The sequence below is a fragment of the Heliomicrobium undosum genome, assembly GCF_009877425.1.
In the GTDB taxonomy this organism is placed as follows: domain Bacteria; phylum Bacillota; class Desulfitobacteriia; order Heliobacteriales; family Heliobacteriaceae; genus Heliomicrobium; species Heliomicrobium undosum.
The window spans coordinates 168,117-183,865 of the sequence record NZ_WXEY01000001.1; the positions used below are offsets into that span (position 1 = coordinate 168,117).

A 15,749-nucleotide genomic window follows, 5' to 3' on the forward strand; every position below is an offset into this window, starting at 1 on the left:
CCCTCACTCCTTTGCCACACTCACCAACGCGAGGGCATCCTCTTCGGAGTCGACGATGGCGATCACCTTGTTGAGTCGAACAATTTCGAAGACCTGCCGGATGACATCCCTTAGCCCGAAAACAGTCAGTTGCAGGTTGTCCGATTGCAGTTGTTTATAGTAGGCCACCAAAGCCCCTAAACCGGAACTGCTGATAAAAACCACATCGGAAAAATTCAACACGATGGCTTCACATCGTTCCGTTACGGCTTCCGTCAAGGCAGTCTTAAACCGTTCGAGGCCGAGACCATCGATCTCGCCTTTCAGATCGACGATATTGCACGAGCCGAGCTTGCGCGTCCTGTACTCTAACACCCGCGCCATCCCCTTTTCTCAAAAAACAAAATTCATTTATCTTTTTCATTTCCACTTTTTTTTAGCATACCATCAGATCGGCGTTCTGGCAAGGTTGAGGCCTGTAAGGAACGGCGCCAGCAGCACCGCTGACTCATAGTGAAGGGAAAGACCCCCTGTCCCGCTCCAGGGGCCAAGCGGGTAGTCCGATAGGCGCAATCCCATCGAAGCAAAATCCGGCCCCCGTGAAGACAGGAGGATCTGACGAACCAGTTCATCCTCGCCGGCGTTCAGGATCCGCTGGCGGAGTTTCTCCGCCCGGTGAGAGACGGGACAGCAGAAATAGGTCCGGCAGACAAGAGGACGAAAGGCATGGCGGAGACAGCGCTGTTTGTCATGGTCAAAAAGGCCGCACCAACCCGACTCGGTGCGGCGAAGGGTGATGTCCATCATTCTTCCCTGGGTATGAATCTCTCCGAAGGCATCGATGGCCTGCAATAGGTCTTCCGCCGCCAGCGCCCCCGCTGCCCGGGCGCGCTCGGCCGCACCGGGCAGCGACAAGGCTAGGCGAATCGCATCGCCGATCGTCAGGGGGATCCGCTCGCGGCAGCAGTTCGGACAGCCCTCACAGGTGTCCCATCCGGTAAAATCACGGCCTTGGCGGAGACCGGTCCAAGCAGAATTGGAAAAGAAAGCCTCAACCGCCTCCAGGTAATCGCCCACTGTCGCGCCAGGGTGGCAGGCGGTCACATCATAACCGAAGCCATCAGGAAAATGTCGCGGTTCCAGAACGACCCTCGCCATCTAGACGGACTCCTCGAAATGGCCTGAGTGGTGCAGCGCTTGCAGCACCCTGGCGATCTCGCGGCAGAGGGGCGCCAGTTCCAAACGATCTGTATTCAAAGGCACGGGCCAACGGTAAAAAGCGTAGGCGCGGTGCACATTGACCACCTGGTCGGGAGCCACGGAGATCTCGAAGTTCACCTCGGGAAAGTTCTGATGGTCGACGATCCCCATGATGATGCTCTGAACGGTCCGGGTCAAAAACCCTGCCGATTCAAAGTCTTTGGCCGGGAAATAGTATTTGATCTCCAGTTCAAGGACGTCGGCCATGGCGCCGTCGCGAGAGAGGAAGCCGGGCAGCGTCCGAAAGCCGCTTGGCGGCGCCGCCTCATGGCCGTAGACGGAACGGGCCGTCATGACGGCATCCCAGACAAAGGCGATCTCCGCCCGGATCTCCGAACCGGCGCTCGCCCCCGTGACCTGGCAATAGCAACGAAATTCCCGGAGACAGGTGCTCGTCTCAATGAAATTCTGCACCTCAAAGGCTTCCAGCCCCGAATCCTCCAGTGCGGCCAACAGGTCATCCCAAACGTCTTCGTATGTCAGCATGCTAGACTCCTTGGTTGATTTTTCTGCCTCCGATCAGGCCGAAATGTCGTCATCGGCCCGGTAGCAGATCGACGCGCGCGGCGATTCCCAGATGCGGACCGTACCGACCCGGACATGGGGGTGATGCTCTTTCAGCCAGCCGGCCAGTTCATGATAAAAGTAAAAGGACAGGTTTTCCGCCGTCGGGTTGCGCTGCTGAAAATAGTCGTGCTCATTGATCATCCGGTGATCCAGTTGGTCGCAGATCGCCTTAACCGCCTTTTTGACTTCCTTAAAATCAATAAGCATCCCCAGATCGTCCAGTTGACGGCCCACCAGGGTCACTTCCACCTGCCAGGTGTGACCGTGCACCCGGGCGCAATCACCGGGGTAGTCCCGGAGATAATGGGCGGCGTCAAAGTGGGTCTGCACGATCAGTTCATACATGGGCCGATCCACTCCTCAATGCGTTTTCGAACCTCCTCCGGCAGGGGACCCCCGTCAGGCAGGATACGGCCCAGGCGGGCCGATGGCTTGCCGCTGCCGTGGAAATCGCTTCCCCCGGTGACATAGAGGCCCGTTTCTTCCGCCAGACGGACAAACTTACGGATATCATGGATGGAATGCTCCGGATAATAGGCTTCAATGCCCATCAGACCAGCAGCCTTCAGGCGCTGCAACAACGGCAATAATTCGGAATAGGATTGTTCGGCCAAGAAAATCGGGTGGGCCAGCACAGGAATGCCCCCGGCCCGGCGCAGCAGGGCGATCCCCTCCTCAGGAAGGAGCCGCTCCTTTGGCACATAAGCCGGCTTGCCGCTGCCGAGATACTGGGCAAAGGCTTCATCGACAGAGGCGACGACGCCCTTTTTCACCAGCACCCGGCCGAAGTGGGGTCGACCGATGACGGTGCTCCCCGCCTCCTGCGTCACTTCCTCCATAGTAATCGGAATTCTCAGCGACCGCAACCGTTCGATGATTTTCGGATTGCGTTCCTCCCGGTAATGGATCAGCCGCCGTAAGCCCTCCTGAAGGGCGGGATGGCCTGGATCGATATGGTAACCGAGGAGGTGCATCTCCCGGTGTTCATGGTCGACACTCAATTCCACGCCGGCCAGGACCTGAACGCCCAATTCCTCTCCCGCTTCCCGGGCCTCGGCGACACCATCGACGGTGTCGTGATCGGTCAAGGCCATCAGGCCCACCCCTTCGCGCTTGGCCAGCGCGACCAACTCTCGCGGCGTCAATGAACCGTCTGACGCGGTGGAGTGGGTGTGCAAGTCCATCTTTTTCATCCGGTTCTCCTTCCTGCCCAGTGCGCCTGACGAATCGGCTTATCCTACGGATTGGTGTATCCCGCGATTGGTCTATTCCATGGAACGGCCGAGCCAGCGGATGGCCGTTCCTCGCCGTTCAGCCTATTCCTATTAAATGACTGCACTATCATCCTTGACATCTAATCATTTGGCTAGTCCCGAGAAAAAACCTGCCGGGATCGTGAAAAAAACAGAGCCCTCGCGGGCTCTGCCTTTGCCTATCCGATTTTCGGCAACCTTTGGCCGGATCAGGTTACTTGAAGTACCGGTCCAGCATCCCTTTGAGCATCTGGGCGTGCCGGGCCTCGTCCTTGGAGGACTCATCAAAGAAATCGTGGGCAGCGTCGATATCGTTCTGCTTGGCCTCAGTGGCGGCCATCTTTTTGCCCTTATTGGCGCCGATCTCGCCGGCCAGCATCTTCTCCAGGTTCTCCTTCGTCGATTCGGAAATCATCCCGTTCAGTTCAGCGAAGTGGGCGGCATGCTCCGCTTCCTCCCAGGCAATGCGCTTCAGCACTTCCGCCACTTCGGGATAGCCTTGCCGCTGGGCTTGGCGAGCCATGGCCAGGTAGAGGCCCGTCTCTTGCGTTTCACCACGGAAATTGGCGTTCACAGCATCTTCCACGACGGTTCCTTTGGTGACACCCAGTTTCACTTCATTGACAAATTCCATTCTGCTAACCTCCTGTTAATAGTAACTGTTACTGTTTTATTTTTTTTTAGTATAGCCGTACTTTTTCCCATTGTCAACCATGATCCAGCATTTTTTTCTTCTTTTCCTTGGGTAGTATGGGCCGGCGGTTCTCGGCCTATTCGGCGGAAAAGAAAAACCGCCCTTCGGGATTTCGAAAGAGCGGTGGAGAAAAGTCGTTCCTAAGGGTCTTACCCTCAGGTTTTTTCTTTTTGATCTCGATTATAGGGGCTCGAATTCGTCCTTGCCGACGCCGCAGAGGGGGCAGACCCAATCGTCGGCAAGCTCTTCAAAGGGGGTTCCGGGAGCAACGCCATTGTCCGGATCTCCTTTGGCGGGATCATACACATACCCGCAAACCAGACAGCCGTACTTTTTCATAACCAGTTCACTCCTTTCTCGTATCCCATCCATCATAACAAATCAATGCAATCATTGCCAAGCCTGTCCAAAAATGACCTTATTCATCCGCCAGGGCAGCCAGGAACGCCTTCATTGTCCCCGTGGCTCCGGAAAAGTCACGTCCGCTCTCCATGGCCGCCTTCAACCGGTTGGCCCACTTCAGGTCGCCCATGAGGACCGCTCCCGCCAGCCGTCCGTCACGGAAGAAAAACCCTTTGTATTCCTTATCCCCTGCTTCCCCATCGCCCAGTATGACAATCCCCTCACCGGGCGAAACAGCGCCCAGGGAAAAGATTTTGATCCCGAAGACACGGAGCATGTTCGAAGGCGCCGCCGGACGATAGAGCGTCCAATCTTGTTGCGGGAGGACCGCATTGTGGCCCGCCGTTTTTCCCTGCTCGGCGGCGACTGGCCAGAGTCCCGGCAGGTTGCCCGTAAACTCGGCCACATCTCCAGCCGCGAAAATCCCGGGAACAGACGCCTGCATCCACTCATCGACACAGATGCCCCGCCCCGTGGCGATCCCCGCCGACCGCGCCAGATCCAGATTGGCCCGGATCCCCGTAGAGAAAATAATCAGTTCCCCCTCGACCGTTCGCCCGTCGGCGAGCCGCAGGCGAAGCACCCCTTCCCCTTTTTCGATGGCCACGCTGTTCGCCTCGGTAAGAAGGGTGATGCCCTCGGCGGCAGCCAGCCGTTCCAGGATCCGCGATCCCCCCGCATCCAGTTGGCGACTGAGGAGGCGTGGCCCATGCTCCACGACCGTGACGGCGATCCCCTGCTCGCGCAGCGTCCAGGCCGCCTCGAGCCCCAGGATCCCGCCGCCGACGACAATCACCCGGCTGCCGGGGCACAGGCTGGCGTTGATCGCCTCCACATCGTCCACTTGCCGCACCGTATAGACACCGGGGAGTTCCGTTCCCGGCAATGGCGGCAAAAAAGCAGAGGCGCCCACGGCGATCACCAGGCGGCCGTAGGGGATGGTCTCTCCGCTTTCCAAGGTGACGATGCGCCGCTCCGCATCAATGGAACGGGCGCGCCGCCCCATCAGCACGCCGATGTTGCGCTCGTCGTACCAACCGGGCGGGTGGATCAGGAGACTACTCTTTTCGAAGGGTTGTCCGAGCAGGAAGGAGAGCCGCAACCGGTAGTAAGGGTAGTGGCCTTCCTCCGTACAGATGGTGACAGGCCGTTCCGGATCGGCCTGCCGGGCGGCTTCGGCCGCCGACACGGCGGCAATCCCGCCGCCCAGGATCAAAAGTCGTTCCCCATTGCTCATCACGCGCGCCTCCCTATGTAACAATGCATTCGCCCGGTGGGAATAATACATGATTCGCACCGCCGCAACGATTGTCCTCCCGCCATTCCTGGATTGCCCCTTCGGTTCGTGGTATGATGGAAAAAGCCCTATCAAGGAGGTCCCGCCCATGTCCAGTCCACTGCAGCAGGCAATCAGAGATCGCATCCGGGCCGAGGGCCCCATCCCCTTCCGGGACTACATGGAACTGGCCCTGTATCATCCCCGGCACGGCTATTACACCGCCGGCGATCCCCCCATGGGTCGAGGCGGCGACTTTATCACCGCCCCGGAGATCAGCCCTTTTTTCGGCCGCGTCATCGGAAGACAACTGACGGAGATGTGGGAGCAATTGGAGCGGCCCGACCGCTTTGACATCATCGAATTCGGACCGGGGCGGGGACTGCTCGCCAGAGCCGTGATGGACGCCTTGACCGCCGGCCCCCTGGCCGATCGGCTCGTCTATCACCTCGTCGAGATCAGCCCCAACCTGCGCGATCACCAGCGGGAAAGCCTCGCCGGACTGCCGCTAACGGTATACCCAGATCCGGCTGAAGCCATACCGGGCTCCTACGGCTGGTCGGCGGCGGAGGCCCTCCAAAGCGGCCTCACCGGCGTGGTCCTGTCCAACGAGTTTCTTGACGCCCTGCCGGTGCACCGCCTGATCCACAAAGACGGTCGACCCTGGGAACTTTATGTGGCGGAAGCGCCGGCCGATGATGGTCCTTTTTGTTGGCATTACGGGCCTTTATCGGACCCCCGTCTGGAAGACTGGGTCGCCCGTCATATCACCAGGCAGGGCGTCACCCTTGAAGAGGGTCAGTTGTTCGAGGTCAATCTGGCCGCAGCCGATTGGCTGAAGGCCGTCGATCGCCTGCTGGCGCGCGGCTTCGTGCTCACCGTCGATTACGGTCACCCCGTCGAAAGGCTCTACAGCCCAGAACGGTACGAGGGAACCCTCGTCTGTTACCGCCGTCACCAGGCCGACGCCGATCCGCTGGAAGACGTCGGAGAAAAGGATATGACGGCCCACCTGGACTTTACGTCCCTGCAATCAGTCGCCTCCGAACTGGGCTGGCAGAACCTAGGGCTGACAAGCCAGATGTGGTTTCTCGCCCACTGGCTCCGGCCGGAAGACCTGCAGACCGGTCCCTCCATGACCGTGGAGGATTTCCGGCGCCACCAGGCCTTGAAAAAGGTGCTGTTGCCGGGGGGCATGGGCGAGATATTCAAGGTCCTCATCCAATCGAAAGACCTCCCGCCCCTCCCCTTAACCGGCCTCGGCGCGACAGGTCGCTAGAAAACAGCGCTCCCCGCGCGATGAAGTGTCAATCAACAGAAAGGCCGCTTCGGCACTGCTCATAGAATCCCCCGAAAAAGGCAAAAATACCAGACGCATCTGATTTTAGGTCGTCCGGTATTTTTTTTATGGAGGGATTGCGGAGTGATCAAACTGCGGCGGCTCCTGCCGCCCCGCACCAGCCTGTCACCACGCGTCATCGTTCTACTCCTGTCGGCGCTGTCCCTACTGGCGGGCCTTTACTACCTGTTGCCGAGCCCGCCGGAGGTCGCCACGGTTGCCGTCGATAAAGGGCCGGTGCATAAAGACCTCTGGATCAGCGGCGAGGTGCAGGCCAAACGGCAGAACACCCTCTTCTCCAGCCTCCCTGGCCCCATCGAGTGGACCGTATCCGAGGGAGAACGTGTCAATGAAGGCGAAACGGTGGCTCGCATCGCCGGGCAGCCGCTCACCACCCCGATCGCCGGGCAGTTGATGGAAAAAAAGGTACCCACCGGCAGTTGGATTCCGCCAGGAACGCCGCTGGCCGAAGTGGCCGATCCGACCGATCTGGTCATTCAGGCGATGGTCGATGAAACCGATGTGCTCAAACTTGCGCCCGAACAGCCTGTCCGGTGGACACTGGCCGGTTATCCGGGACAGGTGTTTTCCGGCAAGGTCCTCACCGTATCCCGCGTCATCAGCCGTGACCATGAGGGAAACAAGGGGTTCCGCGTCCTCTTGAGCGCGCCCCCCGGCATCACCCTCTACGCCGGCATGACCGCCGAAGGGCGGGTGATCCTGGAACAGCAGGAAGAGGCCGTCCGCGTCAGCGTTGACGCCCTCAGGGAGGAGGAGGGAAATCCCCAGGTCTACCTGCTGCGCAAGGGGCGAGCAATCACCGTTGCGGTGGAGACGGGAATTCGCAACGACAACTATGTGCAGATCCTCTCGGGAATCCAACCCGGCGACCGGGTGATCATCCCCGGCGACGTCAAACTCACCTCAGGCCAGAGCGTCCGTCCGAAAGGGTCGGATCGGCCGGGGTCAGCAGATGGGTCGAGTTCAGAGGGTGGGCCAGGGTCGGAGAAAGAGCCCAAGGGAGAGGACGGAACGAAGACATGAAGCCAATGCCGGAATCCCCAAAGTCTCCTTTGCAAAACAACTTGCAAAATAAATTGATAGAAATGAATGCCGTCGGAAAATCCTTCCCCTTCGGCACCAGTCGTTTGCAGGTGCTCTCCGGCGTCGACCTGACGGTTGCCTCAGGCGAGTTTCTGGCTGTCATGGGTCCTTCGGGAAGCGGCAAGTCGACGCTGATGAACCTCATCGGCTGCATGGACCGTCCCAGTGAGGGGCAGTACCGGCTGGCCGGACAGGAACCGGCCCGCCTCACCGAAGGAGAACTCTGCCGCCTGCGCAACACCCTGGTGGGCTTTGTTTTCCAGTCCTTCCACCTGCTCCCGCGCCTGACGGCCTGGCGGAACGTGGAGACGCCCCTCTTTTACGCCGGCGTCGCCCCGGAGGAGCGGCGCCGCCGGGCGAAGGAACTGTTGGAACGGGTCGGCCTTGGACACCGGCTGCACCACCGGCCAACGGAACTCTCTGGCGGTGAACGGCAGCGTGTCGGCATCGCCCGGGCGATGGCCAATGAGCCTGCTTTGATCCTGGCTGATGAGCCGACAGGCAACCTAGACCAACAGACCGGGCGGGAAATTCTCGAACTGTTCGCAGCCCTGCGCCGGGAGGGCAAGACGATCGTCATGGTCACCCATGACACCGATGTAGCGGAGTGGGCCGACCGGGTCGTCCGGATTAAGGATGGGAAGCTCTGTGCAACTGCGTGAATACATCCGCCTCGCCGCAGAGGGCATCGCCGCCCATCGGCTCCGTTCGGGGTTGACCGTTCTCGGCGTCGTCATCGGCGTCTTCGCCGTCGTCACCCTCATGTCTCTGGGAGATACGGTGCGGCGGCAGGTATCAGGGCAGATCGCCGAACTGGGCGCCGGCCTGTTGATGGTCATGCCGGGGAGAGAGGATGCCGGCCACGGTCCCGGCTTCATCACCATGAACCTCACCTTGAACGACGCGGACCGGTTGCGGCAGATCGACGGTGTGGACAAGGTCAACCCTAACCTGACCGTCCCGGCCCGGGCGGAGACGGCCAATGTCGGCATTGGCGTGACCTGTTACGGCGACAACGCTGACTTTCTCCCCGTTCACGGCTATGAACTGGCCAGCGGGCGCATGTTTCAAGCCAGCGAAGTCATCGCCCGCAGCCATGTGGTCCTGCTCGGCGCAAAAGCGAAGGAAACCCTCTTCGGGGACGCCGAGGCGGAGGGCCGCATGGTCCGTCTGAACGGCGCCACCTTCCGGGTCATCGGCACATTAAAGGAAAAAGGGCGGGCCCTCGTCCACGACCGCGACCGCATCGTCGTCGCTCCGGTGACGGCCGTCCAGGACTTCTCTGGCTTGAAAAACATCGGTGTCATCTTTGTGCGCGCCGAAGACCCCTCCCGGGTCCCCCTGGTGCGTGAGCGAATCCTCTCAGTGCTGGCCAAGTCGCACCGGCAGAAGGATGTGCAGGTCTTTTCCCAGAACGACGCCCTTCAGGTGAGCGGCAAGATCCTGGGCACCCTGACGGCCTTCCTGGCCTGCATCGCCGCCATCTCCCTCGCCGTCGGCGGCATCGGCATCCTCAATATTATGCTCGTCTCTGTGCGGGAAAGGACCCGGGAGATCGGCATCCGGCGCGCATTGGGGGCGACGCCTGGGCAGATCATGACACAGTTTCTCCTGGAGGCGCTCTTCCTGGGCGCCGCCGGTTCTGTCTTTTCGGTCCTGGCCGTCTACGGTCTGACCCGCTGGGCGGGCTGGGACACGGGCGGCCTGACGAACATCCTCTCCGGTGAGGCGCTGTTGCTCGGCATCCTGGGCGCCTCCGGCATCGGCCTCCTCTTCGGTCTCTACCCGGCGTTGCAAGCCGCCCGGCTCGATCCTATCGACGCCCTCCGCTACGAGTGAGAATCTGTACAGAAACAGGTGATGCTGCCTGGAATCGGTCTGCCCGGCCTGCAACGGCCTCGCCCGCGTCTCCATCCCCTGCCGCCGCTGCAGCGCCCTGATGGAAGACCGGGGGCGGTTGGAGGATTACGCCCAGCCCTACAGCCCCTATGATATCGATGATCAACTCGATGAGGCATTCCATAAAACGTTGAATAAAGACAGCGGCGGCGGTGGCAGCCATGGGCTCCTACAGGGGACCAATCGTCCCGAGCCGGGCAATGATTTCCCGGAGGCGTGCACCCATCTCTTCGTCTGCCCCCAGTGCGGCAGCGACCGACAACTGCCCATCCCACGACGTTTCATATGAAAAAGACGCGCTGGCATACTAATGGCGGAGGTGCTTTCGTCGATGGGAAGAATCCTGCGCATGGGCGTCATGGGCACGCTGGGACTGTTGGCGCTGGGCTTTGCCCTCGGGCTGCTGGCCGGAACGGGCGAACTGGGAACGACCGGCAAAAGGGGAATCAAGGTAGGGCGCTTTCGAACCGCCCGTTACCGCCGGCCAAAGGCCGCCTCGTAAGAGGCGGCCTGTTCCATTTCCTGCCACAGGGAATACCTTATAAGCGACAACGGCTTCGCGGAGGTGTTCCTTCATGCCCCAGTGCCCGCCAGCAACATTTCCCTATGCGATCCGGCCCGGCGACAACCTCTACGCCATCGCCCGCCGGTTCAACACAACCCTGGCCGCGCTGATCTCGGCCAATCCTTTTCTCGATCCAAACGCCCTCCCCATCGGAATGACCATCTGTGTGCCCCAGCAACCGATTTACCCGCCCTGCCCGGAAAGGAATTTCTATACCCTTCGACCGGGCGACACCCTATCAGCATTAGCCAACTTCTTTACCGTCTCTCTCGACGACCTCATTGAAGCCAATCCTGGCATCGACCCGGAGCGACTGTTTGCAGGTCAGGTGATCTGCATCCCCCTGGCCACACCGCCGGTCACCTGCCCGCCCGCGTCGCGGCGCTACCTGATCCAGCAGGGAGACACCTTTTTTTCCATCGCCAGGCGCTTCAACATCAGCGTTGAGTCCCTGGCGCGGGCCAACCGGGGGATCAACCCAAACGCGCTGTTGATCGGTCAGGCCATCTGCGTTCCCATTGAATGGGCCTAGCATCTAAAAGTCGAAAACCGTCCCCGTAAATGCAGGAACACACCGTTTTCCAAACATCCCCGCCATCCGGGCAAGGACAGAGAAGCCGGTGCAATGGCAGGCTGCCACCAGATCAGGGTTCAGTCGATCCAGTTCCTCCAGGGCGGCTTCCCGCTGAGCCTCGGCGACTAGGCCGAGGTGGGTGCCGCCGACGATGGCGCGAAGGCGGTCACAACCGGTCACAGCCAAGCCGTGGCGGATCACATTGATGATCCCCGCGTGAGCGCAGCCGCTCACCACCACCAGACCTTTGTCGCTCCGGTAGTAGAGCGACAAATCGTCAGGGTGATTATCCGGTCGCCCCTGATCATCGCGCAGTTGATCGTCGCCGCGCTCATATGGGGTCACCCGCGGAACAGTTCCGCTAAGCCAGAGGTTATCGGCCACCTGCAAGGGTTCTTCCACGAAACGAAAACGAGACATGCCGCCTGGCAGGCGCTCCGGTCGCCAGGGGATGCCGATGAAGCGCTTCTCTCCACGGCTGTGGGAGAAACGAACCTTGAATGCCTCCGGGGAGAGGTAAATGGGAAGCTCCTTACGGGCATGTTCGACGACGACCGGCAGTCCACCGGCATGGTCAAAATGGCCGTGACTGAGAACGACGGCATCGAGCGTCGAGGGATGGACGCCCAATCGGCTCAAGTTTTGAAGCACCAACCCCGACTGACCCGTGTCATAGAGGATGCTTTTGCCCGCCGTCTGGATCAGTATGGATAACCCATATTCCCCCAGCAAGGCTCCCCCGCTGGCTCCAGGTACGGTATTCTCAACCACTACGGTCAGCTTCACTTGCGCTTACTCCTTTCATCACGTAAATGCTTTTCGATTCCCTTTTTCTTCTAACCCTTCCCGATATCCTTTTTCTTTTCAAATTAACGATAGAATATCCCATAAAAACACTTTTTTCCGTCACAAAAATCAATGTAGCCGTGTTGATGATTTTCATGCCAAATGGACCCGTCTGCTGACAAGGTCAGAAGACGGGTCCATTTTACATAGATGATTCCCTTTTCCTTAACGGTTTACTTCCAATTGATATTTGTCGGTTTCTTTGTCTCACCCTTGTCCTTGGGCCAACCCCTGGCATTCAGCCGTTCATTGATGAATTCGCTGTAGGGCGTGGCCTCAGGGATGTCATGGAAATTGCCGGCCTTAGCGGCGGCCATGGTCGACTTCTGGGCCAGGTCGATGGACTTGGCCAGGGTGTTCATCGTCAGCGGCGTGTTGTGGAAGCCCATCGAGTTCTCAGCGGCCACGAAGTCCCAGTACCACTGGGCCGAACGGAGCAGCTTGCGGGCTTCCGCCAGGTCGGCGTCACTGGCGCCGGCCTGCATCGCTTTGTTGATGGACTTACCGGCCACTTCGGTCGATGCGCCGGCTTTGTTCAGCATCTCAAAGGTGAGGTCCTGCTTTTGAATAACGTAGTCGCGCAGCTTGTCCACCGGCTCGCGGTGGCAGACGAGACAGGACTGATCCATCGTCTTCAAGGGCGATGTCCACCAGTGGCTGGTGATCTTCTGGCCGCCCTGTTTCACATAGGGCATGTGGCAGTCGGCGCAACTAACGCCGTTGATCTGGTGGATGGAGCCCTGGAAGGTCTCAAACTCGGGGTGCTGGGCCTTCAAGAGCGGCGCGCCCGTCGCCGGCTGAGTCCAGTCGGCCTTGAAGTTGTTCTCCTTCGCCGCCACTTCGTCATAGTAGGTTTCAATGGCGGCGGGGGTGAAGCCCTTATCCCAAGGGAAGGTCACTTCGCCCTTCTTGGCCGGGTTGAAGTAGTATTCCACGTGGCACTGGGCGCAGACATAGTCGCGGAGTTGCTGCTGGGTGGCCTTGGTCACGTCCTCGCCGCGCCGCTTCATCGCATCGATGAATGCGGGCTGGACGACGCGCAGCTTCATCGTCTGGGGATCATGGCAGTTGGAACAAGTCATGCCATGGGTGGCGTTCTTCAGGTGCTCCTCGACCGGCGTCGTGTAGTAGGTTTCGCCCATCTTGGCGATCATGCCGGGCACTTCCGCCGATTTGCAGGTCAGGCAGGAACCGACCTGCTTTTTGCCGTTCGGCAGGCTCGTCACCCGCTTGACTGTGGCCAGGTCAGTCATCGTGTACACGTGGCCACGGTCTTCGTTGTATTCAAGGGAGAAGGCGTAGCCGCCGAAGAGGTTCTTCAGGTAGGGGTACTTCTCCAGGTGGCTGTCCTTCTCGAGGTTGCCGCCGTACTTGGTGCCGACGCTGCTCATCTCGGCGTTTTTCATGAAGGAGTCGTAGTGGTGGGGATACAGCTTGGCGAACTTCTCCAGATCCATCTCATCGGGCGCCAGTCCCGTGTTGACGGCGGACGCCGTCGTCGAGGCCGGCTTCCCGCCGCACCCGGCGACCACCACGGCCGCGAAGGCAACCAGCAGGACCGCCCAGATGGCGAGGACCCACTTCTTTCTGGTCATCGGCTCCTCTCCTTTCCGTTCCATGATCAAAGAACCATCAGTGCTGTTTTATGTAGTCGGCCGCTCTCTCCCATGGGGTGTGGAACGGTGGCAGTCAAAACAGTTTTGGCCGCTCCTTTCCGCTTTGGCCAGATTGGTCGGGGCCACCAAGTCGTCATGGCAACGCAGGCAGTTGCGTTGCACTACCTCTTTGCTCGATTCATAGAGCTTCAAGTGATCCGGCGGCGTCAGCACCGTGTTGATGAAAGCGTGCTGCGAACCGGTAAACACCTTGGACCAGGTTTTGGCGGCGTAGTTCCGCTGGTCCGTATGGCAGTCGTTGCAACCGGCCACCTCCCGGTGGGAGGAGTGTTGCCATGAGGCCATGTAGTTGTCCATGACGTGACAAGTCCCGCAAAAAGCGGAGTTGCCCGTCACCTTGTGCATGGCCGCCGTCGCTGTGCCAGCCGCCAGCAGAAAAATCCCTCCGGCGAGGATGATGATCTTTGTCTTCTTTGCCCTATCCACCCCGTCGTTCCCCCCTTTCTCCGGACAGATCCCCTTCCTTCGAACTTGCTGCTCACCCCTTCCGCCTTTTCTCTCAGTGTACGAAATCACCACCACATATTTTGTGATTTCTATCACCATTTTGGGGAAAGTTTCCACATTCACGAATTTAGAGGTTCTATTTTCTCGAATAATCAGTCATTTTCCTGCTTGACAAAAAAAAATCACTCCGGCTTCATTGTCCGGAGTGACCCTCACTTGTGTAATCTTGTGCTCTGTTGTGATCGCTTCAGAAACAAAATGCCCCAGCAAATCAAATCACATAGTCCGGCGCTGTTTCATGAACGACTTTAAAGGCCTGAAAGACCTTTCGCCGGTAGTAGAAAAAGTCCGGTGACGCCCGATCACAAGGGCGAGGAAGCGCCACATCGAGAACAGTGGTGAGTCGCCCCGGATCGGGCGACATGATGGCGATGCGGCGACCCAGATAGACTGCCTCATCGATGTCATGGGTGACAAAAATGATCGTCGGCCTTTTTTCCTGCCAGAGATAAAGGATCTCCTCCTGCAAACGCAAACGGGTGAAGGCGTCAAGGGCGGCAAAAGGCTCGTCCATGAAGAGGATATCCGGTTCGACGGCCAGGGCGCGGGCGATCGAGACGCGCTGTTTCATGCCCCCTGACAACTGGTGCGGAAAGCGGGCAGCCACATCGCGCAATCCCACCCGTTCGAGATGTTGCTCCGCGATCTCTCGCGCGTTCTTTCCATCTATTCCTTTCGCTTCTAGCCCGAAGGTGACGTTATCGAGGACCGTGCGCCAGGGAAAGAGGCCATAATCCTGAAAAATGGTGATATGCCGCGGGTGCGGGCCTGTGACCGGCTGACCGTCAATTGACAGTTCCCCCTCGGTCGGTTGCTCGAAACCGGCCAGCAGGTTCAACAGGGTCGTCTTCCCGCAGCCGCTGGGACCGAGGAGGCACAAGAAGTCCCCGGCGGCGATCTTTAGGTTGACGCCGGTCAGCACCGTTCGCGTCACTCCGTTGGGATCGCGAAAGTGCTTTCCCACGTTGCGAAGTTCGATTTTTGGCGATTCCGTCACATCCACCCCCACCCTCTTTTCCATTCGTCTGCTCTCCCTATCCATCGTTTCGTCTCTCTATCCCCCACCGGCGGTTGATCGAGCCTTCGACCAACCGTATCAACCGGTTGATCAGGAGTCCGAGCATCCCGACAATCAGCATGCCGACGATGATCCAGTCGGTGCGGAGAAAGTTGCGGGCGTCGACGATCAGGTAGCCCAGCCCCGATTGGGACCCCAGCATCTCACCGGCGACGAGGTGGATCCAGGCTGTGCCGACGGCGATGTGCAAGCCCGTCATGATCTGTGGAAAAGCGGCTGGGAAGACGACTTTTCGAAAGAGCATGCCCCTGCCGGCGCCGAAATTCCGGGCCACCTTCAGGTAGGTGTGGGGCACCTGCCGCACGGCCACCGTGGTAGAAAGGATAATCGGAAATACAGCGGAGAGAAAGATGATAAAGATCGCCGGCGGGTTGCCGATGCCGAACCAGAGCACCGCCAGGGGAAACCAGGCGATAGGCGATATGGGCCGCAACACCTGCACGATGGGATCGATGGCTTGAAAGGCCCCTGTCGACCAGCCCAACAGCAACCCCGTGGGGATGCCGATGAGGACGGCAAGCCCATACGAGAGGCCGAAACGCATCAAGCTGACCTGGATGTGCTCGCGAAGAACGCCGAGTTCGACCAATTCAAGGAGTCCCTCTAGGACAAGCAACGGCGAGGGAAACTGCTCGGGCCTGTAGAAGCAAGAGGCCATTTGCCAAAAGAGGAGACCGAGCAGCAGTGAGAATGCAGGGAGAAGATAGCGGCCGTTCACGTTCATCGACTG

General features: G+C 59.5%; 20 protein-coding genes. 7 read left to right on the forward strand and 13 right to left on the reverse strand.

The genetic code is table 11. From position 1 onward, the window contains the following. Nucleotides 1–3 precede the first annotated feature (3 nt). The 8 genes from GTO91_RS00775 to GTO91_RS00810 all read right to left on the reverse strand — a co-directional run bounded on the left by GTO91_RS00775 (nt 4) and on the right by GTO91_RS00810 (nt 5,392). On the reverse strand, nt 4–354 hold the full coding sequence (locus tag GTO91_RS00775) for an STAS domain-containing protein (RefSeq protein WP_161253351.1): 351 nt from the start codon (nt 352–354) through the stop codon (nt 4–6). A 72-nt stretch (nt 355–426) separates the two neighbouring features. Continuing rightward, complete coding sequence (locus tag GTO91_RS00780; protein ID WP_161253352.1) at nt 427–1,137, reverse strand: YkgJ family cysteine cluster protein; 711 nt, start codon at nt 1,135–1,137, stop codon at nt 427–429. Then, a complete protein-coding gene (locus GTO91_RS00785) occupies nt 1,138–1,725 on the reverse strand; it encodes a hypothetical protein (RefSeq protein ID WP_161253353.1) in 588 nt (195 codons plus the stop codon). A gap of 33 nt (nt 1,726–1,758) precedes the next feature. Next, entirely contained in the window at nt 1,759–2,151 is a 393-nt protein-coding gene (queD, locus tag GTO91_RS00790) for a 6-carboxytetrahydropterin synthase QueD (RefSeq protein WP_161253354.1), read from the reverse strand. Beyond that, nucleotides 2,139–2,999, reverse strand: a complete 861-nt coding sequence (locus tag GTO91_RS00795; RefSeq protein ID WP_161253355.1) for a PHP domain-containing protein — start codon at nt 2,997–2,999, stop codon at nt 2,139–2,141. The genes queD and GTO91_RS00795 overlap by 13 nt, the downstream gene beginning before the upstream one ends. 274 nt (nt 3,000–3,273) lie before the next feature. Next, entirely contained in the window at nt 3,274–3,693 is a 420-nt protein-coding gene (locus GTO91_RS00800) for a ferritin-like domain-containing protein (RefSeq protein WP_012281502.1), read from the reverse strand. A 240-nt stretch (nt 3,694–3,933) separates the two neighbouring features. Continuing rightward, nucleotides 3,934–4,092, reverse strand: coding sequence for a rubredoxin (rd, locus tag GTO91_RS00805; protein WP_161253356.1), 159 nt, complete (start codon nt 4,090–4,092; stop codon nt 3,934–3,936). 79 nt (nt 4,093–4,171) lie between these two features. Further along, nucleotides 4,172–5,392: an NAD(P)/FAD-dependent oxidoreductase gene (locus GTO91_RS00810; protein WP_161253357.1), complete on the reverse strand. Its 1,221-nt coding sequence runs from the start codon at nt 5,390–5,392 to the stop codon at nt 4,172–4,174. Between the two features lie 148 nt (nt 5,393–5,540). Here GTO91_RS00810 and GTO91_RS00815 point away from each other — a divergent pair, with 148 nt between their 5' ends. The 7 genes from GTO91_RS00815 to GTO91_RS00845 all read left to right on the forward strand — a co-directional run bounded on the left by GTO91_RS00815 (nt 5,541) and on the right by GTO91_RS00845 (nt 10,870). Next, nucleotides 5,541–6,710 carry a class I SAM-dependent methyltransferase gene (locus tag GTO91_RS00815; RefSeq protein WP_161253358.1) on the forward strand — a complete coding sequence of 390 codons (1,170 nt, stop codon included), beginning with the start codon at nt 5,541–5,543 and terminating at the stop codon, nt 6,708–6,710. A gap of 144 nt (nt 6,711–6,854) precedes the next feature. Further along, nucleotides 6,855–7,814, forward strand: coding sequence for an efflux RND transporter periplasmic adaptor subunit (locus tag GTO91_RS00820; protein WP_161253360.1), 960 nt, complete (start codon nt 6,855–6,857; stop codon nt 7,812–7,814). Beyond that, a complete protein-coding gene (locus GTO91_RS00825; protein WP_328793700.1) occupies nt 7,811–8,536 on the forward strand; it encodes an ABC transporter ATP-binding protein in 726 nt (241 codons plus the stop codon). The genes GTO91_RS00820 and GTO91_RS00825 overlap by 4 nt, the downstream gene beginning before the upstream one ends. Then, nucleotides 8,523–9,713, forward strand: coding sequence for an ABC transporter permease (locus tag GTO91_RS00830; protein WP_161253362.1), 1,191 nt, complete (start codon nt 8,523–8,525; stop codon nt 9,711–9,713). The genes GTO91_RS00825 and GTO91_RS00830 overlap by 14 nt, the downstream gene beginning before the upstream one ends. A 100-nt stretch (nt 9,714–9,813) precedes the next feature. After that, complete coding sequence (locus GTO91_RS00835) at nt 9,814–10,062, forward strand: hypothetical protein (RefSeq protein WP_207708948.1); 249 nt, start codon at nt 9,814–9,816, stop codon at nt 10,060–10,062. A gap of 42 nt (nt 10,063–10,104) precedes the next feature. Then, nucleotides 10,105–10,275, forward strand: coding sequence for a hypothetical protein (locus GTO91_RS00840; protein WP_161253364.1), 171 nt, complete (start codon nt 10,105–10,107; stop codon nt 10,273–10,275). Between the two features lie 73 nt (nt 10,276–10,348). Beyond that, nucleotides 10,349–10,870 carry a LysM peptidoglycan-binding domain-containing protein gene (locus GTO91_RS00845; protein ID WP_161253367.1) on the forward strand — a complete coding sequence of 174 codons (522 nt, stop codon included), beginning with the start codon at nt 10,349–10,351 and terminating at the stop codon, nt 10,868–10,870. A 3-nt stretch (nt 10,871–10,873) separates the two neighbouring features. Here the strand turns inward: GTO91_RS00845 and GTO91_RS00850 are convergent, their stop codons facing one another. The 5 genes from GTO91_RS00850 to GTO91_RS00870 all read right to left on the reverse strand — a co-directional run bounded on the left by GTO91_RS00850 (nt 10,874) and on the right by GTO91_RS00870 (nt 15,743). Further along, the gene (locus GTO91_RS00850; protein WP_161253370.1) at nt 10,874–11,698 is read right to left on the reverse strand and encodes an MBL fold metallo-hydrolase; all 825 of its coding nucleotides are present in this window, start codon (nt 11,696–11,698) and stop codon (nt 10,874–10,876) included. Between the two features lie 233 nt (nt 11,699–11,931). Continuing rightward, on the reverse strand, nt 11,932–13,353 hold the full coding sequence (locus tag GTO91_RS00855) for an ammonia-forming cytochrome c nitrite reductase subunit c552 (RefSeq protein ID WP_161253372.1): 1,422 nt from the start codon (nt 13,351–13,353) through the stop codon (nt 11,932–11,934). 48 nt (nt 13,354–13,401) lie between these two features. Further along, the gene (locus GTO91_RS00860; RefSeq protein ID WP_161253375.1) at nt 13,402–13,860 is read right to left on the reverse strand and encodes a NapC/NirT family cytochrome c; all 459 of its coding nucleotides are present in this window, start codon (nt 13,858–13,860) and stop codon (nt 13,402–13,404) included. Nucleotides 13,861–14,152: 292 nt separating this feature from the next. Beyond that, on the reverse strand, nt 14,153–14,962 hold the full coding sequence (locus GTO91_RS00865; protein WP_161253378.1) for an ABC transporter ATP-binding protein: 810 nt from the start codon (nt 14,960–14,962) through the stop codon (nt 14,153–14,155). Nucleotides 14,963–14,975: 13 nt separating this feature from the next. Then, nucleotides 14,976–15,743: an ABC transporter permease gene (locus GTO91_RS00870; protein WP_161253381.1), complete on the reverse strand. Its 768-nt coding sequence runs from the start codon at nt 15,741–15,743 to the stop codon at nt 14,976–14,978. Between the last annotated feature and the right edge of the window lie 6 nt (nt 15,744–15,749).